Annotated in this window: 17 protein-coding genes and 6 pseudogenes; 13 read left to right on the forward strand and 10 right to left on the reverse strand. The window is 47.4% G+C overall.

Features of this window, described 5'->3' with window-relative positions; translation table 11 throughout:
* Nucleotides 1–346: 346 nt before the first annotated feature.
* Nucleotides 347–1135, reverse strand: a complete 789-nt coding sequence (locus JCM19037_RS03205; protein WP_042397823.1) for a TerC family protein — start codon at nucleotides 1133–1135, stop codon at nucleotides 347–349.
* A gap of 310 nt (nucleotides 1136–1445) precedes the next feature.
* Here JCM19037_RS03205 and JCM19037_RS26165 point away from each other — a divergent pair.
* The 5 genes and pseudogenes from JCM19037_RS26165 to JCM19037_RS03225 all read left to right on the forward strand — a co-directional run.
* Nucleotides 1446–2873: pseudogene (locus JCM19037_RS26165) on the forward strand (hydantoinase/oxoprolinase family protein); the annotation flags it as partial.
* Between the two features lie 138 nt (nucleotides 2874–3011).
* On the forward strand, nucleotides 3012–3557 hold the full coding sequence (locus JCM19037_RS29830) for a hypothetical protein (RefSeq protein ID WP_373900327.1): 546 nt from the start codon (nucleotides 3012–3014) through the stop codon (nucleotides 3555–3557).
* Nucleotides 3529–5146 (forward strand): annotated as a pseudogene (locus JCM19037_RS03215) (hydantoinase B/oxoprolinase family protein). The gene JCM19037_RS29830 and the pseudogene JCM19037_RS03215 overlap by 29 nt, the downstream one beginning before the upstream one ends.
* 152 nt (nucleotides 5147–5298) lie before the next feature.
* Nucleotides 5299–6083 (forward strand): annotated as a pseudogene (locus tag JCM19037_RS03220) (SDR family NAD(P)-dependent oxidoreductase).
* A 248-nt stretch (nucleotides 6084–6331) separates the two neighbouring features.
* Complete coding sequence (locus tag JCM19037_RS03225; protein ID WP_152548925.1) at nucleotides 6332–7072, forward strand: hypothetical protein; 741 nt, start codon at nucleotides 6332–6334, stop codon at nucleotides 7070–7072.
* Nucleotides 7073–7171: 99 nt separating this feature from the next.
* Here JCM19037_RS03225 and JCM19037_RS03230 read toward each other — a convergent pair whose 3' ends face one another.
* A complete protein-coding gene (locus JCM19037_RS03230) occupies nucleotides 7172–7921 on the reverse strand; it encodes a TylF/MycF family methyltransferase (RefSeq protein WP_042397830.1) in 750 nt (249 codons plus the stop codon).
* Between the two features lie 102 nt (nucleotides 7922–8023).
* Between JCM19037_RS03230 and JCM19037_RS03235 the strand changes: the two genes are divergently transcribed.
* Nucleotides 8024–8722 (forward strand): glycosyltransferase family protein, encoded by a 699-nt coding sequence (locus tag JCM19037_RS03235; RefSeq protein WP_042397832.1) that lies wholly within the window; start codon nucleotides 8024–8026, stop codon nucleotides 8720–8722.
* Between the two features lie 113 nt (nucleotides 8723–8835).
* Here the strand turns inward: JCM19037_RS03235 and JCM19037_RS03240 are convergent, their stop codons facing one another.
* The 5 genes from JCM19037_RS03240 to JCM19037_RS03260 all read right to left on the reverse strand — a co-directional run bounded on the left by JCM19037_RS03240 (nucleotide 8836) and on the right by JCM19037_RS03260 (nucleotide 11879).
* Nucleotides 8836–9210, reverse strand: coding sequence for a hypothetical protein (locus JCM19037_RS03240; protein ID WP_042397835.1), 375 nt, complete (start codon nucleotides 9208–9210; stop codon nucleotides 8836–8838).
* 30 nt (nucleotides 9211–9240) lie between these two features.
* Complete coding sequence (locus tag JCM19037_RS03245) at nucleotides 9241–9828, reverse strand: 1-acyl-sn-glycerol-3-phosphate acyltransferase (RefSeq protein ID WP_052363493.1); 588 nt, start codon at nucleotides 9826–9828, stop codon at nucleotides 9241–9243.
* A gap of 20 nt (nucleotides 9829–9848) precedes the next feature.
* Nucleotides 9849–10796, reverse strand: coding sequence for a phosphatidate cytidylyltransferase (locus JCM19037_RS03250; RefSeq protein WP_081829014.1), 948 nt, complete (start codon nucleotides 10794–10796; stop codon nucleotides 9849–9851).
* An 84-nt stretch (nucleotides 10797–10880) separates the two neighbouring features.
* Entirely contained in the window at nucleotides 10881–11402 is a 522-nt protein-coding gene (locus JCM19037_RS03255) for a CDP-alcohol phosphatidyltransferase family protein (protein WP_052363494.1), read from the reverse strand.
* A gap of 102 nt (nucleotides 11403–11504) precedes the next feature.
* A complete protein-coding gene (locus JCM19037_RS03260; RefSeq protein ID WP_202963215.1) occupies nucleotides 11505–11879 on the reverse strand; it encodes an SRPBCC family protein in 375 nt (124 codons plus the stop codon).
* Nucleotides 11880–12029: 150 nt separating this feature from the next.
* Here JCM19037_RS03260 and JCM19037_RS03265 point away from each other — a divergent pair, with 150 nt between their 5' ends.
* The 5 genes and pseudogenes from JCM19037_RS03265 (at nucleotide 12030) to JCM19037_RS03290 (ending at nucleotide 16510) form a co-directional block, all read left to right on the forward strand.
* The gene (locus tag JCM19037_RS03265; RefSeq protein ID WP_042397837.1) at nucleotides 12030–12428 is read left to right on the forward strand and encodes a hypothetical protein; all 399 of its coding nucleotides are present in this window, start codon (nucleotides 12030–12032) and stop codon (nucleotides 12426–12428) included.
* Nucleotides 12429–12472: 44 nt separating this feature from the next.
* Nucleotides 12473–12946 carry a DinB family protein gene (locus tag JCM19037_RS03270; protein WP_042397839.1) on the forward strand — a complete coding sequence of 158 codons (474 nt, stop codon included), beginning with the start codon at nucleotides 12473–12475 and terminating at the stop codon, nucleotides 12944–12946.
* A gap of 1050 nt (nucleotides 12947–13996) precedes the next feature.
* Nucleotides 13997–14746 (forward strand): 5-oxoprolinase subunit PxpB, encoded by a 750-nt coding sequence (gene pxpB, locus JCM19037_RS03280; RefSeq protein ID WP_152548926.1) that lies wholly within the window; start codon nucleotides 13997–13999, stop codon nucleotides 14744–14746.
* Nucleotides 14747–14838: 92 nt separating this feature from the next.
* Nucleotides 14839–15767, forward strand: a pseudogene (locus tag JCM19037_RS03285) (biotin-dependent carboxyltransferase family protein).
* A pseudogene (locus JCM19037_RS03290) lies at nucleotides 15754–16510 on the forward strand (LamB/YcsF family protein). Before JCM19037_RS03285 ends, JCM19037_RS03290 begins: the two co-directional pseudogenes overlap by 14 nt.
* On the opposite strand, the gene JCM19037_RS03295 reads toward JCM19037_RS03290, so the two are convergent.
* From JCM19037_RS03295 to JCM19037_RS03305, 3 genes and pseudogenes are all read right to left on the reverse strand, one after another.
* Nucleotides 16472–16966: an N-acetyltransferase gene (locus JCM19037_RS03295; RefSeq protein WP_042397845.1), complete on the reverse strand. Its 495-nt coding sequence runs from the start codon at nucleotides 16964–16966 to the stop codon at nucleotides 16472–16474. The pseudogene JCM19037_RS03290 and the gene JCM19037_RS03295 sit on opposite strands and share 39 nt — an antisense overlap.
* A 12-nt stretch (nucleotides 16967–16978) precedes the next feature.
* Nucleotides 16979–18605 (reverse strand): annotated as a pseudogene (argS, locus tag JCM19037_RS03300) (arginine--tRNA ligase).
* A 260-nt stretch (nucleotides 18606–18865) separates the two neighbouring features.
* A complete protein-coding gene (locus JCM19037_RS03305) occupies nucleotides 18866–19768 on the reverse strand; it encodes a hydroxymethylglutaryl-CoA lyase (RefSeq protein WP_042397847.1) in 903 nt (300 codons plus the stop codon).
* A 159-nt stretch (nucleotides 19769–19927) separates the two neighbouring features.
* Between JCM19037_RS03305 and JCM19037_RS03310 the strand changes: the two genes are divergently transcribed.
* Nucleotides 19928–20248, forward strand: coding sequence for a hypothetical protein (locus JCM19037_RS03310; protein ID WP_042397850.1), 321 nt, complete (start codon nucleotides 19928–19930; stop codon nucleotides 20246–20248).
* A gap of 633 nt (nucleotides 20249–20881) precedes the next feature.
* Complete coding sequence (locus JCM19037_RS03320) at nucleotides 20882–21592, forward strand: FadR/GntR family transcriptional regulator (RefSeq protein WP_042397855.1); 711 nt, start codon at nucleotides 20882–20884, stop codon at nucleotides 21590–21592.
* Nucleotides 21593–21646 lie beyond the last annotated feature (54 nt).

Genomic DNA, 21646 nt, shown 5'->3' on the forward strand with positions numbered 1-21646 from the left:
TATTTGTGACAGTTGACACCGTTTATGTGCGCATTCACGTTTAAATCATGATTTTTCTTTCTCAAGTGTCACAAATATGAATATATGGGGCATTTGGACTTTTTTCCACACCGTAACCAAGAGGCAGCACCGAACCGATGTCGTACTTATGCTCTGGAGTACGTAGAATACACGGTGGCAGATGTTTCGTCACCGATGTTGTACTTGTAGTCTGGACTGTAAAGAAAACACGGCGGACGTATTTGGGCCGCCGATGTTGACCTTAAACGATCCAAACCGTCTTTACACCAATAAGAATTGCCCCAACCTACGCGAGGCTGGGGCGATTGATTTTACGTGTCTCGTTTTACAGGTTCGAGATTTCCTGAGTATCTGATTTCTTCTGCTGTTTAGGGGCGGAAAGTAGCCAACTGAGTACGATGATGAGTGCCATGATTCCCCAGAAAAATAGTTTCCATACGGTGCTTTCAGGAAAGTGTTCAGGTAAGATCGCAAGGCTTGGGTGAGCGAGAGTAAATACGGCGAGTTTGACACCGACCCAGCCGACGATTAAATACGCGCCGTTCTCGAGTCCAGGGCGGTTTTCCAATACCCGAATGAAAATACCCGCGGCAAAGCGCATAATGATGACACCTGTAAGACCACCGATAAATACGACAACAAACTGTGCTCCGTCAAGTGGACCTACCGTAAACCACCCCGTTGGGGTGAGCGTCATCGCCAAGGCGACAGCCGCAAGAATGGAGTCGACGGCAAAGGCAATATCGGCAAGTTCTACTTTTAATACGGTCATCCAGAACCCTGACTGTTTGGGTTGTTTTTTGACCTTTTTCACGTTCGTTTTATTGCGCACGTACTTTTTCACAAAATGATTGATGGCGATGAACAACAAGTATAGCGCACCGATGGCTTGCACTTGCCACACTTCAATGAGAATGGCGACGAACGCAAGAGCAGCTAATCGGAAAATAAAGGCACCAGCTAGCCCGTAAAATAACGCTCTTTTTCGTTGTTTTTCTGGAAGGTGTTTTACCATCATCGCTAACACAACTGCATTATCAGCTGCGAGTATTCCTTCCAAAATAATGAGAATGATGAGAACCCAACCGTACTCTAAGAGAAGTGTCCATTCCATTTAAAGTCGCTCCTTTTTTTGTCCATTCAACGAAAAAAAGACCTTCACCACGGAATTGGCGAAGGTCTTTTTGAACATATAAATAGACCTCACCTATGATGGCAAAGGTCTTGCTACAATCGGTCTGATTGCACTAAAGCCGGGGCAAAAATAGGCCCGTCATGACGACTTTAATGAGGAGCTACTCCCCTTTGTTAATATAAATGTACGCTTTTCAGAAAGAAAAGTCAATAGAGAAAGTTCTCTAAAGGAATTTCGACAACTGTGCAGAAATATAGTAAATAGACTAACGATATAAAGGGATGATCCGATGACGACGATCAGAGCGGGTGTTGATATTGGTGGTACGTTCACGGACTTGGTGTTTATAACAAGTGACGGTGAGCGGTTTTTCGGCAAGACGTTAACGACGTATCCAGATCCTTCGGAAGGATTTATTAAAGGGCTCGATGAAAATATGAAAAAACACGGTTGGTCGTATGATCAGCTGGAGAGTATCATTCACGGGACGACACTCGTCGTGAACGCGTTAATTGAGCGAAACGGCGCAAAGACAGCGCTCATTACGACGGAAGGGTTTCGAGATCAATTGGAAATTGCGTCAGAAAGCAGGTATGACTTGTATGACTTGATGGTCGATAACCCGGCGCCACTCGTTCCCCGGCACTTACGGTTTACCGTGCCAGAGCGTTTGACGAGTGATGGTAGTGTTTACAAACCTGTTGATGAAGCAAAAGTAGAAGAAGTGTTTCAGGAAATCGTTGCATCTGGCGTTGAGGCCGTTGCCGTTTGTTTGCTACATAGCTATCGAAATGCTGCCCATGAGCAACAAGTGAGAGAGGTTGCTAAGCGCGTCGCTCCAGAGTTGCATCTATCGATTTCATCAGAGGTGTCACCAGAAATACGCGAGTATCAACGATCGTCAACGACCGTCGCCAACGTGTTCGTCAAACCACTCGTCGAGCGATACTTAACCCAGTTGGAGCAGACATTAACGGAGAGAGGTTTTCGCGGTACGTTTCTCATGATGCTTTCTGGAGGGGGCACATGCACCGTCGAGACAGCTATCCAGTTTCCGATTCGTATATTAGAATCTGGCCTGTCGGTGGGACGATTGCCGGTGCGCATTACAGCAAACAAGCCGATGAAGACCACGTACTCGTCTTTGATATGGGCGGGACGACGGCAAAGGCAAGTCTTGTTGATCAAGGCGTACCCCTTACGACGACAGAATTCGAAGTCGGTCGTGCTGACCGATTTTTGAAGGGGAGCGGCATGCCCGTCAAAGTGCCTGTCGTTGAGATGATTGAAATCGGTGCAGGTGGAGGCAGTATTGCCGGTGTTAACCGACTCGGCTTATTGAAAGTCGGTCCAAAGAGTGCGAGCAGTGTGCCCGGTCCGGCAAGTTACGGGCAAGGGGGAACGGAGCCGACGGTAACGGATGCTGATCTGGTACTCGGGTATTTGAACCCGGATTATTTTCTTGGTGGAGATATGCGGTTAGACGTAGAAAAAGCGAAGGAAGCCATTCATAAAAAAAGTCGCGAAGCCATTAGGGTTAGACCCAGTTGAAGCGGCGTGGGGTATTCATCAAGTCGTGAACGAAAATATGGCAAGTGCTGCCCGCATTCATGCGGTTGAAAAAGGAAAAGATGTGCGCAATTACTCCTTATATGCTTCGGGTGGTGCAGGCCCAGTTCATGTCGGCAATGTTGCGAATATTCTCGGGGTGAATACGATTGTGTTGCCAGTCGGGGCAGGCGTGAATTCTGCGTTTGGGTTCCTCACTTCGCCGTTAGCGTTTGACTTTGTGCGAAGCTTTTACGGGCGATTGCATGAACTGAATTGGGCACATGTGATGACGCTCGTTACCGAAATGGAAGAGGAAGGCAAGCAGCTGCTTGCGCGAGCCGGTGTGGGCGAAGGCATTACCGTCATTCGGAAAGCGGACATGAAATACCGGGGTCAGACCCATGAAATTACCGTATCGTTGCCGCTAGGAAACTTAGGTGATCAAGAAGAGGAGATTGTGAACCGTTTTAAAGACGCGTACCGAGAATTATATGCAGAAGCAAATGAAGAGATGGAAATTGAAACACTTAACTGGAGGGTAATCGTTCAAGGGCCAGAGCCAGTGTTACAACTGAAAAGCACAGAAGAAAGCGGCTTTAACCCGACCGAGAAAGCGACGCGTAACGTCTATTTCGGCGAGTGGATCGACACCCCAGTGTATGAGCGTGAGCAACTATTTGCTGGCGTTCAGCTCAAAGGGCCTGCCATTATCGAGGAAAGAGAGTCGACCGTCGTTGTGCCGCCAGCGTTTCTTGTCACACTCGATCGTTCTCATAACATTATCCTTGAGCGCAAAGTTACAGATCAGGAGGTCTCAACAGATGCACAACAATCCACAACACGCATTTGATCCCATCCAGCTGGAAGTCATTTGGAATCGTCTCGTTACACTTCTTGAAGAACAGGCGAAAACGCTCATCCGCACGTCGTTTACAAGCATCCTTTCGGACGCCAATGATCTGTCTGCTGGTTTGTTCAACAAACAAGGTGACATGATCGCTCAAGCGAACACTGGAACCCCTGGGCATATCAATTCAATGGCAACAGGCGTGCGTCACTTTTTAAAGAACGTGGACACCGAAACGTTGAAACAAGGAGATGTGCTCATTGGCAATAATCCGTATGAAATTTCAGGTCATCTGTTAGATGTGACGATCGTTACTCCTGTATTTTTTAACAATGATCTCATCGGTTATTTTGCATCGACGTGTCACGTCTCCGATGTGGGAGGTCGCGGGTTTAGTCCAGAAGGAGAGAGCATTTATGAAGAAGGGCTGCATATCCCTTACATGAAGTTCTACTCCGAAGGAACAGTGAATGAAACGTTACTCGCCCTGATACGCACGAATGTGCGAGCACCGTACCAAGTCGTTGGTGACTTGCGCGCGCAAGTTGTCGCCCAAGAAGTCGCGATTGCTCGCTTAATTGAAACACTCGAGGAGTTTGATTTGCCAGATGTTGAAGAGGTCGGCGCAGAAATTATTCGCTTATCAGAAGAAGCGATGAGAAACGCCATTCGCGAGCTACCTGATGGCACGTATGAGAATGAGCTATGGAGTGACGGCAGCGAAAAGCCAATACGATTAAAGTGTGCACTTACCGTAAAAGGCGACCGAGTGCACGTCGATTTTGCCGGCACGTCAGAAGGAAGTAAAAAAGCGATTAACGTCTGCTTGAACTACACATTGGCGTACGTAAATTATGTGTTAAAAGCTACCGTGGCTCCTGATATCCCGAGCAATGAAGGCAGTTTTCGCCCGGTGTCCATTTCTGCACCTGAAGGTTGTGTCCTCAATGCCGTGCACCCGATGCCGACAGCATCGCGGCACATTATCGGTCATCTCGCGCCAGTTTGTGTGCTCGGCGCGCTTCATGAAATTCTCCCAGACCGAGTGCCTGCTGAAGGAGCAGCGGCAATTTTTGCCCTACAAGTGCACGGTGTTGACTTCGAGGGAGAACCTTTCTCCAATGTGGTGTTCAACGCCGGTGGAGCGGGTGCCAGACCGGGGAAAGATGGCTTGAATGCGACAACGTTTCCGTCCGGTGTGAAAGGGACGCCGGTAGAGATTATTGAGAGCACTTCTTCAGTGTTTATTCATGAAAAAGAATTACGCGAAGGTTCTGGTGGCGACGGTGAGTTTCGAGGCGGATTAGGCCAAAAAATCACATTTGGGGTTAGAAGCGACCAAGCTTATCACGTACCGCTCATGTTTGAGCGCACGCAATTTGCCCCGAAAGTTTTCTGGAGGTGCAGATGGGGCGAAAGCTAGAGTGTTCATTAATGAGCAAGAAGTACAAGAAACGAAAAAGCTCTACACGTTAGCAGCCGATGACGTGATGACACTTCACCTGCCTGGTGGGGGAGGGTTTGGTGATCTGAAACAGCGCTCAGCAGAATCAAAAGCTTATGACGAGCGAAATGGGTATGTGTTAAGATAAGATCAATAGAAAAGGAGATTGCGAGAATGGAAGGATTCCATTTGATTGTAATCTTTTGTGTGGCGCCGATTTTTCTGTCCATTTTACTCGGGGCCTACTGGCTTAAATATGAACGATTTCCTTGGCAGAAGCGATAATGAAGGAGGATTCCGATGAGGTTAGAAGGGAAAGTAGCTGTAATTACAGGTGCCGGCCAAGGCATTGGCGCGGGAATTGCTCGAACGTTTGGCAAAGAAGGGGCGCGCATTGTCATTGCGGAAGTGAATGAAGAAGCGGGCCGTGACACCGTTCAAGAACTGCAAAATGACGGGGTTGATGCCATCGTACTGCAAACTGATGTGGGTGACGAAGAGAGCGTTCAAGCACTCATGAAACGTGCCGTAAGTGAATACGGAAAGATTGATATTCTCGTAAATAATGCTGCGATTAATATTCGAAAAAGTGTTACCGATACAAGTTTGGAAGAATGGCAAAATGTGATGAATGTCAATTTAAACGGTCCGTTCCTCTGCTCAAAGTACGCCATCCCTGAAATGCAACGCTCAGGCGGGGGTTCCATCATTAACATCGCATCATGGCATGCAGAGAAGACGATTACCCGTCTTGCTGCGTATGCGAGTGCGAAAGGCGGACTCACAGCCTCACTCGTCAGATGGCGCTTGATTACGGGAAAGATGAAATTCGTGTAAATGCGGTTGGACCGAGCACTGTAGATACGCCGCTATTACAGAATACATTTGCATCTTTGGAAGACCCTGAAGGGGCGTTTCGTGACACACTGAAATTTCAACCGATGGGCAGAATTGGCACAGTGGAAGACATTGCCAATGCTTGTCTTTTCCTTGCATCTGATGAGTCAACATACGTAAGCGGTCAGACAATTATGGTTGATGGCGGCGCGATAAACAAAATCGCGCGCCCGATTGAATTTGATTAATTAAATCCCGTGAAACAGCCCCAAAAGGTAGCGTGAGAGATCTGCTTTTGGGGCTGTTTCATGGAGTTAGCCTTGGTGTTTACGTAAGAAAGAAGGTAAATTATGCAGTTGCTCCTCGTGTTTAGTATCATTCTTCTTGGACTTACGATCGGCAGGGTGCTCCGCGTCTATGCCGATCGACAGCGACTGCTAGATGGTTTCCGCTTGCCAAGTTCCTCCGGTTTCTTACGTTGTTTGTGCTGCTCGGAATGATGCCAACTATCCTCGTTGGCGCATTTTGGAACGCCGACCTTACGAATCAAACGTTTCTCATCTTACCGGTGCTCGGTGTGTTTACAATATTTCTTGGTGGCGTGCTCGCCGTACTTTTTGCTAAATGGATGAAGATGAGTAGAAAGCAAACCGGTTCTATGTTCGTGACCGGTGCTTTTTTGAATCTTGGCAGTTTTGGCGGATTGTTTGTTGTGTTTTTTATTGGACTTGAAGCACTTCCGTTCGTAGCGTTGTTTCGCTTGTTTGAGGAGCTCGTCTATTATACGATCTGCTATCCAATTGCTAGGAAATTCGGCGCTCAACGTACAGAGGATTCCCAGCCGAGATGGAAACGGATCTTGAAAGATCCGTTCATTATGGTCATCTTTTCTGCGATTTGTGTAGGGGCGCTCCTGAACGTCTCGAGCATTCCTTATGCCACCGTTTATGATCAAGTAAACGAATGGTTCGTGCCGCTGACGGTGATTTTCTTGCTCATTCCGGTCGGATTTTCAATGCGAATCGGATCTGTTGGAGAAAATATTAAACCGGCTACAATGATATTCACCATTAAACACCTAATTGTTCCTGTGACGGTTACAGGTGTTGCTTATTTGCTTGGTTTAGGTGCTTATGCCGAAGGGATGTTACTCAAAGTGATCCTCATCTTATCTGCATGCCGCCAGCTGTCTCAGCGCTTGTCCCACCCCAGCTGTTTGGGTTGGATGAAGACTTAGCAAACGCAAACTGGATTGTGAGTACCATAGGATTGGTCGTCACATTACCGATTTTGTATATGCTTACAGCGATGATGTAATAGAGGCCCAGTAGGGCCTCTATTTCTTTCGCCAATACACGCTCATGCTGTCGATCGGAATGAGCGGTTCGGTAATGTGGTGTTCAGCTCGGTAGTCCATAATAGCAGCATTGCACCCAGGAAGTATGAAATCATCAATGATAATATAGCCGCCAGGGCTCACTTTATCGTACAAATTATTTAAACTGTCCATCGTTGACTCGTATAAATCACCATCTAGACGTAAAATGGCTAATTGCTCGATCGGTGCGCTGGGCAATGTATCCTTAAACCAGCCTTTAAGAAAATGAACATTATCGTTGAGTAGGTCATATTTGTTGAAGTTGTGTTTCACATCCTCAAGAGATACTCGTAAATAGTCAACGGTATGGTGCGTATCCCCTTTGTCTTTTGGGTATTTTTCTTCGTTTGGTTTTGGCAAGCCTTCAAAGGAGTCAGCGACCCAAACGTTACGGTCTGTTATTCCCATCACATCAAGAAAACCACTCATGAAGATGCAAGCCCCACCTCGCCAGACGCCCGTCTCAATAAAATCGCCTGGAATGTTGTCTTTAACGACAGACGTCATACAGCCTTGCAGATTGTTCATCCGATAACGACCAATCATGCTATGCGCAATTTGTGGCCATATTTCCCCTTTTTGGTGACGTTCCCGATCAAACCCATGATTCCACCAAGCAAGGTCGGTTTCATATTCTTGCCAAATCTCAAAAAGAATTGCTCTTTTAAGCAGTTCCAAATACTTTGCTTGTGCATGTTCAACGTCCATTGTATGCCTCCCCGTATAATCCTTCTACACACTATGTAAAGGAACGGATTTTGATACATATGCCCACAGATCTCTCCATAAATTGTGGTGTGGAGGTGTTTTATGGACCCGAAAAAATTCGCGTTTATTTGTTGTGTGAATGATTGGGAGGAGTATGAGGAAAGCTGTCGGCACATTGGAGCGTTAGCCATTCCAGACGGTTATACGGTAGAGAGAATACCAATGGAAGGTCAACCGAGCATGACGACGGGGTATAACCGAGCCATGCACGAAACGGATGCAAAGTATAAAATTTATCATCATCAAGACACGATGGTAATTGATCAGCTCTTTTTGTTTCATGTGCTGTATGTTTTTAATCATCCGTCAATTGGCATGATTGGTGTTGCAGGATCGGAGCACATACCGGAAAGTGGCATCTGGTGGGAAGCGCCTGCTGCCGCTCTTTATGGTATGACGCTACAGTACCGCGATACGATGAGCGTGCTTACATTTACGAATCCAACAGACACGTACGTGCCGGTTGCTGCAATTGATGGACTCATTATGGTGACACAACACGATCTCCCGTGGGTAGAGCAGTTTGACGGCTGGCATTTTTATGATGTGAGTCAATCCGTTCAATTTGCACGAGCAGGGTATCAGGTTGTCGTGCCGCACCAAACGACACCGTGGACGTTTCATAACTGTGGCACTGGTTTTGATGCTCCGGCATACAATCATTACTTGCACATGTTTTTAGAATGGTATTCACGTCATCCCGATGAAATAAAACGTGTAGAAAATAACCCAGAAACTTAGCCATAAAACGACTTTGACTGTTTTGGACTGGCGCTTTAAGAGCGTCTGGCTGATAAAAGAAACAAGCAGACCGGCAAGTAGAAAGCGAATGACACGAGCAGGGACAGAGATGATTATAAATAACCAAAAGGACACATCAGCATGATAAGCGTTAAGGGCAAAAATTTTGTACGGTATGCCTTGTGTCGGTCCGAGGAGCATGGCAATGAGCCACTCTCAATGAGAGATTGCTGGACATCTGCCACAAGCTGGGCATCAATAGCTGGAATATGAGTGAGCAGCTCATTGCCTTCTTTGACGAAACCGATGCCCAAAGCATACATTAATGTCCCTCCGACAAGCGCCCCAATCAGTGTATATAAGCACAACCAGACGATGAACGTGCGTGTTTTCGTAAGTGCGGCATACGTAATGAGCACATCAGGGACGATGAAAAAGACGGTCGCTTCAGCAAATCCCCATATCGCGCCCCATCGTTTTATTCCCATTCTGCGTTGGCTCCTACTTGTCTCATTTGATTAAACTGTTCTTCTACTTGCTCCATAAAAAGCTTCCGTTCTCCGTTCCAATACAATGGGGTACCAATGCGAATGGTAGCAACGAAAGGAACGAGTAACGGATCTCCTTTTGGCAATGCTTTGCCGAGTCCATGCGTAAAGACTGGGACGACCGGCACATCGATGGCGACTTATAAGATGTGCTAACCCACTTTTTAATTGGGTCATCTGTTCAGGCTCTCCTCGTGAACCTTCTGGAAAAAAAATAAGAATTTCCCCTCGTTCAAGTGCATCAGAAAGAGGTTGGAGAACGTCTTCTCCTTTGGATTTGCCACTGCGTTTGATCGGAATCGTGTTCATAATTCGGGTCGCAAACCAAGCGCGGGTTTTGTTCGTGAAAAAGTAATCAAATGCGGCAACCGGCCGAAGCAAGTGTAGCTTTTTTAGCGGGAAGAGGTTCATCATTAACGGAGTGTCCAGATGGCTGTTATGGTTTGCGATCATGACAGCGGGTCCGTTTTTGGGCAGGCGATCAATGTCGTGAATATTCATGCCGAGAACGATGAGGAGAACGGGTTTCACAACGAGCAAGAAAAATAACTTTTGCATACCGGTAACCTTCCTTCCCGTTAGAAATAAAAGTAACTCGTAAAGTGGAATACGAGGGGAGCTGTATACGTTAAACTGTCAATTCGATCAAGAATGCCACCGTGACCAGGTAACGCTTGACCGCTATCTTTGACGCCGAGATCTCGTTTTAATGCCGACACGTTCACATCGCCGATAAATCCAAAGATGCTAATGATGAGTCCAGCAAAGAGAGCAAACGGCCATGTGTAGGGGGTGAGCAATGGAAAGAGTAACAAGGCCAAACCGGTTGTCACGAACACACCGCCGAGAAAACCCGCCCACGTCTTATTCGGGCTCACAGCCGGTACAATTTTACGCTTGCCAAATGCTTTCCCGAACAAAAATTGACTCACGTCATTAAGTTGGGTAAGTACGACGACAAACACAATCATTGCGGCTCCCCCTGCTCCAGGTACAGCGAGAAAGTAAGCCAAATGGCTTAAACCAAATACCATGAGCATCATGCCCCAATGAATCGAGCCGATCGACTTTAAGAAACCTGAAGTTTTTCCGATGAGCACCATGATGATTGGCAAGAATAAGAACATATAAATTGGAATGAATATAATAAACATCCCGTACCATTCCATATAGATCCATAGAAACTGAATCGGTATAGCGAGGTAGGCAAAGAACAACACACGACGATCAGCCCGCCGAGTTGGAATCATTGAAAAGTATTCCTTTAATGCTAAGTACGTTAGAAAGGCAAAGAATAAAAGCGAAATGGTTTCATGGATAAGTGTGGCAAACGTAAATATAATCGCCATAAACCACCATGAACGAATGCGGTCTTTTACTTCGCCTAGTTCGTGGCCGCGCACTGTAAGTAGTTTTGTAATGACAGTCGCTACGATTAGAAGTACAAAAATGCCGAGCAGCACAACGACTAATGAGTTTTGAATAATTTGATAAAATGGCTGTGTCTCAATCCAGTCTGGAAACATGTTAACCCTCCCCCTCTTTGAGTGCAGCTCGTATGCGGTTAATCACAGTCATCACACTCAGGATGAACACGATACCGAGTGCGATTAAATAAACGTTTGAATGAAACGAAAAGAAATACAGTGCAAACGCAAGGACACTAAAGAAAAAGGCACGGTCACTTTTACCGAAGGTCCGTCATAACGCCGCGTAGAACCTACAGCTATACCGAGAATACCTGCGGCTTCTCCGACGAGTGCGATGACGACGATGCCAATGATCAATTCAACGGGCACATCAATCCATATCGCCAAGGGCAAATAAAGGGCAGCATCGGAAACCATATCTCCGATCTCGTTTAGAAACATCCCAAGGCGGGTTTGTTGGTTGTACTCCTTTGCGAGCATGCCGTCAATCGCATTCATCATCATGCGCAAGAGTAAAAATGCAGGCAGCAGGAGCAACAATACGGGATGGAGCTGTATGTATAGAAGCAGTCCAAAGAGAATAGAGAGCAGTGCTGCGCTGACCGTCACCCCGTTTGGTGTGACGTTCCACTGATGGAGCTTCACGACCAACGGGCGCAGCATTGCCTGGAATTTCGGTTTGATATCATAGATCGTTGCCACTGTAATCACCGCCGAACAATTGGATTTAAAAGCGTTTTGCGAGCTGTTCTTTGCGGTAAGAGAAGATATCTTTCAACCGTTTCTCGACGATAGCCTGATGGGCTAGTCGCCGATCGGGCCGAAAGGTAACACGTAATGGACGATATCTTCGATTTCTACACCGTCTGGATGATCATGAAAATGATGCTGGTGATGCCAAAAACGAAACGGCCCAAAGCGCTGTTCGTCCACAAATAGCTCGCCCTCAACGACGTGGGTAATCTCTGTTACCCATTGAACCGGGAACGCGGGCAGAGGTTTCAAATCATAATGAACAATCATGCCCGGGTGCATACGATCCTTTATATCATTTTTTACATCAAACTTCATATCGCCGGGTGTGATGGAAGAAAGTTGACCGGGGTTAGAGAAGAAGTCCCAAGCATCTTCTTTTGATATCGGTAAAACTTGAGTTTCTTTTAATGTGTATAAGCGCATCGAATCCCTCCTTGGCATTCTATACCCGAAGACGTTTGAAAACGAACACCGACTTCTATGTAATATTATGAAATGAATGGCGTTTGTTTTGTCAATCTCTCTTTTGTCCGATATACTTTGGGTAGATTTTGAAATGGAGAGTGAGTATAGATGTGGAAACCTTTTCGACTTGCAGCGACGGTTGGACTGCTGTCGGTAGTACTCGTTGCCTGTGGAGATGACTCGGAAGAAGTAGATTTGAACGAAGAGCCGGTTGAAGATTCAGAAGAGGAAACGTCTGATGAGGCGGCCGTTCATGAAGGCAATGTTGTAGATGAGGATTCAGAAGATGCTCTCGCAAACCTTGATGATGTTGAGGAAGCGATGGTTTCCCATACCGATGACGGTGTAAATGTTGATCTAACGTTATCGATTAGTGAAGACGATGCGACGGACGAACTGTTCGAAGAGATGGAGCAAGAAGTCGCTTCTATTGTTGAGGAGCGTCCGGTCGACCTGATTATCATCGTTGATGGTGTGCAAATGCACAATGCATTTATTGAAGACTAGAGGACAAGCTACTGTGTATTCGTATTGATTGAGGAGTGAACACGATGTATCGTAATGTTTCAGATTTTATTCAAGAGTGGACGCAAGAGTCCCGTGGCACGGCGAGTGTCATTGAAGCCATTTCTGATGAGAAATTGGACGTTGCCATTGCTGAGGATCATAATTCACTCGGCTGGCTCGGCTGGCACCTCGCGACTTCACCTGCGTTTTTCGGGAGCCTTGTCGGTGTAAATGTTACACCTGCAGGTGACTCGGCGAAAGTACCGGAAAAGGCAGAAGACATCCACAAAGCTTACGAGCAGATGGCCGAAGACTTTCGTCAAGAAGCTGAGCGTGTTCTCACCGATGTTTCATTAGAAGAAACGGTTGAAGCAATGGGTGGGCAAGTTACGCGCGGAGCGTTGCTACGCACACTTGTGAACCATCAAACTCACCACCGTGGGCAAATGACCGTCCTCCTCCGCCAAGCTGGACTGTCTGTACCCGGTGTAATGGGCCCGACAAAAGAACAATCGTAATGGGAAGTTAGCTGCACCCTTTCGGGTGCAGCTTTTTTTGGTGCTCTTCTGCTATCAAGCTGTCTGCTCCTAGCAGACCCAGGGGGTTGGGACTTAGTACAATGCGCGCGCAATTTGGGATCATCGGCACTCAAGTTAGAGGGATTGAGTGCTAAGAGCGCAAAAATAAGCAAACTAGAGCGCAGAATGGCGACGACTCACTGGACCGAAGTGCCAGCAAGTTTTCGGCGCGAGCCGCGCCGAACGGAGACCGGTTTCGTTTCGCCCCCAGGAAGGGGGCAGACAGGTCGTTAGTCGTTGGTACTTAACACAATGTGCGCTCAAGTTAGGATCATCTGCGCTCCAGTTAGGCGAAATGAGCGCTAAAATCACAAAAATAAGCAAACTTGCGCGCAGAAAGCATGAACTAGAGCGCAGAATGGCGACGACTCACCGAACTGAAGTGCCAGCAAGCTGTCGGCGCGAGTCGCGCCGAACGGAGGTCGGTTTTGTTTCGGCCCCCCAGAAGGGGGCCGAAAGGTCGTTAGGGGAGTGGTTTGAAGAGGAAACTGTGCTCGAGTTGCAGCTCAACTGTTCTCAAGTTGAGTGAAATCACAATAAAAGCCGCCCAATCTCATAAGCTCGGTAACAGAATCGTCGAACTTGGTAACAGTTTGCACGACTATAAACTATCGGTGGGAATTGCAGATGGTACAATGTGCGCTCCAGTTAAGATCATCTGCGTCAAGTTAAGCGAAATGAGCGCTAAAATCGCAAAAATAAGACAAACTTGAGCGCAGAAAGCGTGAACTAGAGCGCAGAATGGCGCCGACACACTGAACCGAAGTGCCAGCGAGCCGCGCCGAACGGCCTCTGCACGGATTGATTCTTTGCAACCTGTGCCGGGCCTTCGGAACAAAATCGAGGCAAGATGAAATGCCCTGCACCGCAGAGTAACCTATCTGCACTTTGCATTCTGCACCCAAACCTGCCGTTGCACGATACTGCAAAACGAGCAAAGTTTCTGCTTGCTAATTTGTCGCGCGATTGCAACAATGGGGGTATCGACAGATGAAAAGAGGGGAATTGATGGGTTTTCGATCCGCTGTAACGTGGCGCCCGCTCAGTGAACAGGCAGTGATGATGATACTTGGAAATCATATGGACCCGAGTATTCAGCAATATGTCCAACGTGTGAAACAAGCAGTTGAGCGAGATCCGTTTCCGGGCTTTGTTGAAGCTGTGCCAAGCTATACAGGACTGGCGCTTTTCTATGATCCTATGAACGTGCGCCAGCAAATGGACGTTGAAGGCTCGATGCAAGACCAAGTACGCATATGGGTTGACCAGTTGCTCACATCGATTGAAGATGGAGATGACCAGCAGCACGACGGACGTATCGTGGAAATCCCAGTCTGCTATGGTGGAGAATTTGGTCCAGATCTTTCCTATGTTGCTGACTATCACAGTTGTAGCGAAGATCAAGTCATCGCTCATCATCAACAAGGGGAATATCTCATTTATATGATCGGCTTTGCGCCGGGGTTTCCGTTTGTTGGTGGCATGGCCGAAGAGATTGCGACACCTCGGCGGGACACACCAAGGGAACGAGTGCCTGCAGGATCGGTTGGCATTGCCGGGGCACAGACAGGTATTTACCCGTTTGCAACACCTGGTGGATGGCAACTGATTGGACAGACCCCGCTCGTCCTTTTTGATGAGACGAAAACAGAACCAAGCTTGCTACGGTCAGGAGACCGAATTCAATTCGTGCCGATTGATGAACAGCAGTTTCAGAAGTTGAAAGAGGTGCGCTCATGAATATAGAAGTTGTGAAACCAGGTATGCTCACGACTGTGCAAGATGCGGGCCGATACGGATATTTGGATCAAGGTGTCGTGCAAAGTGGAGCGATGGACCGACTCGCTTTAAGGACGGCAAACTTGCTCGTCGGTAATGATGAACAGGATGCCGCTTTGGAGCTTACGGTTACAGGGCCAGTGCTCCGTTTTCATCAGCCGGCTCTTATTGCTGTGACCGGTGGTGGCATGACGCCACACGTAGATGGACAGGCGTTTTCTATAGGTGTTCCGATTTATTTACCCGAAGAAAGCATTTTGACATTTCGAGCTGAGCGAACGGGAATACGAGCGTATGTAGCGATTGCAGGCGGTTTCAATGTCCCCGAAGTATTGAATAGCCAAAGTACATATTTACGTGCCGGGTTTGGCGGCTACGAAGGACGAGCGCTAAAAGAAGGCGATCTGTTAGACAGCAACCCTCTTAGTCAAGAAGCTAAACAATACATGGAAAGCGTCGAGGGAGAGGCACCTTTTGCACCGAAATGGGGAGCAAATCTGCTCTGGTTGGATGATGAAGAAACCGACGTCTTACGCGTGTTTCCAGGGCTCATTACACCGGGTTTACGCCAGAAAGCCAGTACCGGTTTACCGAGCAGCCGTTCATATTGTCCTCGCAGTCCGACCGGATGGGATTTCTTCTCGAAGGAGATGAACCTTTGCAAATGGGGAAAACCGAATCGATCATATCAGAGGCGGTCGCATTTGGGACCGTGCAAGTCCCGCCAGATGGGAATCCTAGAATTCTCATGGCCGACCAGCAAACGACAGGTGGGTACCCGAAAATTGCCCAAATTGCCGTCGTTGACCATTACAAACTCGCACAATTGCGCCCACAGGAACATGTATATTTTCAGATGATCTCCTTCCAAGAGGCAGAAACACTTTACATCTTGCAAGAAAAAGCAATGAAGCAGCGAGCGTCTGCGATATTACTATACTGGAAAGAAACAATAAGGGGTGATTCTCTTGCGTCACGTTGACTTTAATGCAGATTGTGGGGAAAGTTTTGGCGTGTATACGTTAGGAAACGATTCCGAGATTTTGACAGAAGTGACAAGTGCCAACATCGCTTGCGGCTATCATGCAGGAGATCCGAAAACGATGCGGGAGACGGTTCGGCTTGCACTACGAAACGGTGTGCAAATTGGTGCGCATCCCGGACTTTTAGATCCCGTCGGATTTGGCAGGAGAAACATGGACATCAGCCTGAAGAAGCGTACGACCTCGTACAATATCAAGTTGGTGCGTTGATGGCCATTGCTCGTGCTGAAGGGGGAGAAGTGAAGCATGTGAAAGCCCACGGCGCTTTGTATACGATGGCGGCGAAAAGTGAAGCGCTGGCGCACGCCATTGCTCGTTCGGTTTATGACACGGACGACCGTCTTGTGCTGTACGGCCTCGCCGGAAGCGAGTGGGTAAGGGCCGGGGAGCGGGTTGGCATTCAAACGGCAAGCGAAGTATTTGCCGACCGTACGTATGAGCCTGAGGCTCGCTTACCTCTCGGAAACAACCCGATGCACTCATCACCGACGCTACGATCGCCGCACAGCAAGTCATTGACATGGTCGTTCATGGACAGGTGACGGCGACGGACGGAAGCAAGGTATCGATGAAGGCGGATACGATTTGCATTCACGGGGACGGTCCTGGAGCGGTATCGTTTGCCCGTGTAGTTCGGGATGCGTTAACGGACGCCGGGGTTCGTATCCACGCCTTTTCGTAAAATGATTTCATCTTGAATCGGGATGCCGTTGCTCGCGATGAGTGGAATTGTTGGTTTTCGCTTGCGCGCGTCATCTACAGCGCCTGTTACAATGCGATGAAAGCGGAACCCTTTCTTTTGATAAAACAAGAGTGCATGTGTATTATCGTTCGTTGTGATTACACGTACGTGTTCACAATGGTCGTCAACGGCACGCCGCTCTACGCGTTCAACGAGCCGGGTGCCAATTCCAATTCCTTCATCGAGGGCATCCAATGATATGATTTCGCACGCGGGACCACGTAACGTGTACGTGATAAGTCCACGAATTTGCTCATCGTCGTCGATGTACGCGTACCCGTCAAGCATTGTGCAGTCGTACTCACCACTTGAGACGATCATCTTCGAACTCCCCCAATAAGTTTCAAAAAACTGCTGTATTTCGGCGTCAGCAATATCAGATCGTGGAATAATCATAAATCGGCTCCTTTACATTTTTGTTGGCGCTGTAACGCCGAGCAGGTACAAGCCACATTGAAGTTTTCCTCGCACTGCGTCGACGATGAGAAGGCGTGAACCTTGCCCAGCATCATCGTTTACAATCTTCACTTGGCTGTAATAGCGGTTAAATGATTGGGCGAGATCGAGAACGTATCGAGCGATGAGCGACGGATTCTTTTGACGCACAGCGATGCGGACGGTTTCTTCGAATCGATAGATGAACATGACCATTTCCCACTCTAAGTCGCTTGACACCGAAGGCTCGCCTGGTGTCCCGTGTTTAAGAATTGAGCACGTTCTTGCGTGCGTGTATTGCACGTACGGTCCAGTTTCTCCTTCAAATCGCAAGCTGTTCTCCAATGAAAAATCGATATCTAATATACGATCATTTTTCAGGTCATTGAAGATGATCGCACCGACGCCGATTTGCTCAGCAACGTCGTTTGCATTCGGAAGCTCAGGATTTTTCTCTTGGATGTTCTTTTTAGCAAGTGCCACCGCTTCATCGAGCACGTCATCGAGTAAAATGACGGTTCCTTTACGTGTGGACATCTTTTTGCCTTCCAAGCGAATGAGCGAAGGGGACGTGTTCCATTGCGTCTGGCCAATGAAATCCAGCCTTTTTAAGCACAGCTTTTAACTGTGTGAAATGGAGCGATTGTTCATGACCAACCACATACAAGGATTGAGTGAACTCGTATGTTTCTTTTCGATAGATGGCAGCGGCAAGGTCTCTCGTCGCATAGAGCGTAGCGCCGTCGTTTTTCTGGATGAGGCACGGAGGCAGGTTCTGTTCTTCTAAAGGAACGACTTGGGCGTCGTCGGATTCAATGAGGAGACGTTTCTCTTTGAGTACATCCACAACCGCTCCCATGCGATCATTATAAAATGACTCTCCTGTGATGGCATCGAAGCCCACGCCAAGACGTTGATAGATTTTTTTGAACTCTTTTAATGATTCACTTTTGAACCATGTCCACAATTGAACGGCCTCGTCATCACCATCTTCAAGCTGTTTGAACCAACGTCTCCCTTCCTCCTCATCACCTTCCTCATGAAAGCGTACGTATAACTTTAACAGTTCTGGAATCGGATTATTTTCAATCTCTTCTTTCACACCCCACGTTTTATATGCACTTATGAGCTTGCCGAACTGTGTGCCCCAATCTCCGAGATGATTGATTTTAACCGTTCGGAAGCCGACATGTTCATGCATGCGCGCGAGCGACTCGCCAATAATTGTAGAGCGTAAGTGACCCATTGAAAATGGTTTGGCGATGTTCGGAGAGGACATATCAATCGTCACTGTCCCTTGGTGCGTTGGAGTTACGGGCTTGGCAAGAAGAACGTTCGCTGCGATCCTTTCGCGATGAAAAAAGAAGTTCACGTATCCGCCAACGACCTCAATTTTCGTGTACATTTCATCGGTTTGCAATGCTTGTTTAATAGACTGGGCGATCTGTTGAGGTGACGTTTTTAGTGCTTTCGCGAAACGAAAACACGGGAGAGCAAGGTCTCCGTGATCGAGCTGTTTTGGGTACTCGAATTGTTCAATCGTTACCGTAAGGGCGAGCGTATTGGCAATTTTCTTTTGGGTTTGTTGTTTGACGTCCATAATGTCTCCTTTCAATACAAAAAACCCCCGTCCTCTCTAGAAAGAGGCGGGGGTGTCCGCGGTACCACTCTTGTTGTGACTCGAGATAACGGGTCGATCTTACCCGGCACTGTCCTACTGCTCGTTCAGACAGGCTTCTAAGAAGTCCGGTTCACGTTGCAGACGCTACCGGCTCTCACCTGTCCCGGCTCGCTGACATTGTCTAACAGCGCTACTCTCTTCCTCATTGAATGGATGATTTTCATCAGTATACACGACGGTTATGCGTTTGTCACTTGGAAAGCAGGTCCAGCTTTCATAACCATGCCTGGCAATATTTTCTCCATTACATTTTCCAACCAAATTGCTGCGTCAATCATCTTCTGAACGTCCACGCCTGTGGGCACACCCATCTCTTCAAACATATGAATTACATCTTCACTCGCAACGTTCCCGACCGCATTCGGTGCAAATGGACAACCGCCAAGTCCACCAATCGCCGCATCAAAGTGGGTAACGCCAGCGGCATAACCGGCGGCGACATTGGCGAGCCCAAGCCCCCGCGTATTATGAAAATGGAGACCAAGTGGCGTGTCCCCACCAAATGTTTCTTTAAACAATTCCACCATTCGCGTCACTTTCGCCGGATTTGCCATGCCGGTCGTGTCCGCCAGAACAATCTCTTGTGCGCCTGCATCAAGAAAGCGCTCGGCGACGCGCATCACGCGACTTTCATCAACAACGCCTTCGTACGGACAACCGAAGCTCGTCGCAAGAATCGCTGTAGAGGGGCGTTCCGCTGTGGCAGCATCCTCAATAACTGAGCTAATTTCATCCACGCCTTCTTGAACCGATCGCCGGGCGTTTTTCGTATTAAATGTATCACTCGTCGCAACGACGACGTGCAAAAGGTCGACCGACGTTGCCAATGCACGATCAAGGCCGGAACGGCTTAACACAAGCCCAGCATACGTAACGTCCTCACGTTTTGGGAGGCGTTCCATTACCTCTTCTGCATCCGCCATCTGCGGCACAACACGAGGATTAACAAAAGATACAGCTTCGATTTTTTTCACGCCAGCATCAATCGCTTGTTGGATGAGGGTGACTTTTTGTTCTGCGGACACGGGTTTTGCTTCATTTTGCAGACCATCTCTCGGTCCGACTTCACATAATTGAATCACAAGGGCACCTCCAGGTGGATAGAAAGAATTGTCTGTCATTTTTATATGTTTAGTCTATCATAATTCGATTAAGTTGTTTATATATAGCTACGTTCGGGAAAAACATTGTTGAAACTTTTTGCGGATCGCTATCGTAAATACGAGTAAGGAGCTGATTGCATGAATGAGATCCAAAAACGACCAGACCGTGATGCTGAAGAAAACATGGGTTTAGGTATTGTTGCATACATTTTATTCTTCGTGCCACTTCTCGCTGCGAAAGATTCAGCGTTTGCGCGGCACCATGCGAACCAAGGGTTGTTGTTACTACTGCTCGTCATCGCTGTAAATGTCATTGGTAATATTCCTCTGATTGGTTGGTTGCTCTATCCGGTCGGAATGTTGCTCGTGCTCGCGCTATTTGTCGTTGGCATCGTGAATGCAACGCAGAAAACGAAGAAGTCGCTACCGATTATCGGTGGCATTAATTTAATTAAGTAAAAAGATGAACAGGCTCTCGTTGGATAACGGGGGCTTGTTCGTATTAATAAGGTCAATCAGTACTTGAAAAATCACGAAGGTTATTGGTAAGCAGTGGCGAAAGACATTGGCAGAGCAGGAGCATCACCTAAGGTTGCTGGAGTCTTTATGCACTTTACATCTTGTAGTTATAAATGTAATCGTTACTTTGAAGATGAAGTAGGAATTCCTAGATGATAATTGATTTTTTCTCTTCAATAATTCAGGGGGATTGACGCACCATGATTAACCTAACAACGATAAAATTCTACATACTTATTGTGATAGCAATCGTATTTGTAACAGTTGATTGGGTAATTACTGGAACGCCACCAACTGTAAACTTTGAGTCTACGTATATTAGAGTTACCCTGTTAATGATTGCCATGATGGTCGTAGCATTATGGTTTCGGAATAATAACAGTAAGAAGGATTGATAAACAGACTAGTAAAGGCGGTCATCCGTGTACCCTAGTCTTTATTTAACCTATCAAGTCGATAACGTTTTCCATTGAAGACTTGACTCCTGTTAGCTTGTTTTTTGTGTGAGTTGACGTGCGGGGTTCGATTGATACAATGAAGAGAATAACAATGTATCCGAAGGAGAGGCTCTTGATGAAGTACGAACGTGTTCGTTCCAAAAAGATCTATGAAGAGGTGGCAGACTCCTTAAAAGGCGCCATTGAAAAAGGAGATCTAAAACCTGGTGATCGGTTGGAATCGGTAGAAAAACTTGCCGAACGATTCGCTGTTGGGCGCTCGGCCATTCGCGAGGCGTTAAGTGCGCTACGGGCGACGGGTCTCGTTGATATTCGGCACGGAGAAGGCACGTTCGTTCGTTCGTATGAGTCGATTGATTTAAAAATCCCATACTCCTCGTTGTTGCTCGTGAATCCGAAAGAAATTAAAGAGTTGCTTGAAGTACGTAAAATATTAGAAGTCGGCTCTGTGCAAGCCGCTGCCAAGCATCGGACGGAAGAGGATTTACAACAAATGAAGGAAGCCCTTCATCTAATGAACATTCATATGGACGATGAGAAGCTTGGAGAGAAAGCAGATTGGGCGTTTCATATGCAAGTGGCTCGTGCCTCGAAAAACGACATGCTCGTGCGCCTATTGCAAAGCGTCGCTGACCTCACCGTCGAAACGATGCTCGAAACGAGAAGAATCTGGCTATATTCAGAAAAAGTACGTGCCGAGCAATTACACGAAGAGCATATGGCGATTTATACCGCGATCGAAAAACGACAAGTCGCTCGCGCTGGAGAGCTGATGATGGACCACTTGCAAAGTGTGGAAAGTTTGCTAAGTCAATATATTAATTAGGTTATTGCCGTTCTCAGGGAAACAAACCCGATCGGGTCCAATCGATGTTGGGGT

This window comes from Geomicrobium sp. JCM 19037 (assembly GCF_000698105.1).
GTDB lineage: Bacteria > Bacillota > Bacilli > Bacillales > Marinococcaceae > Geomicrobium_A.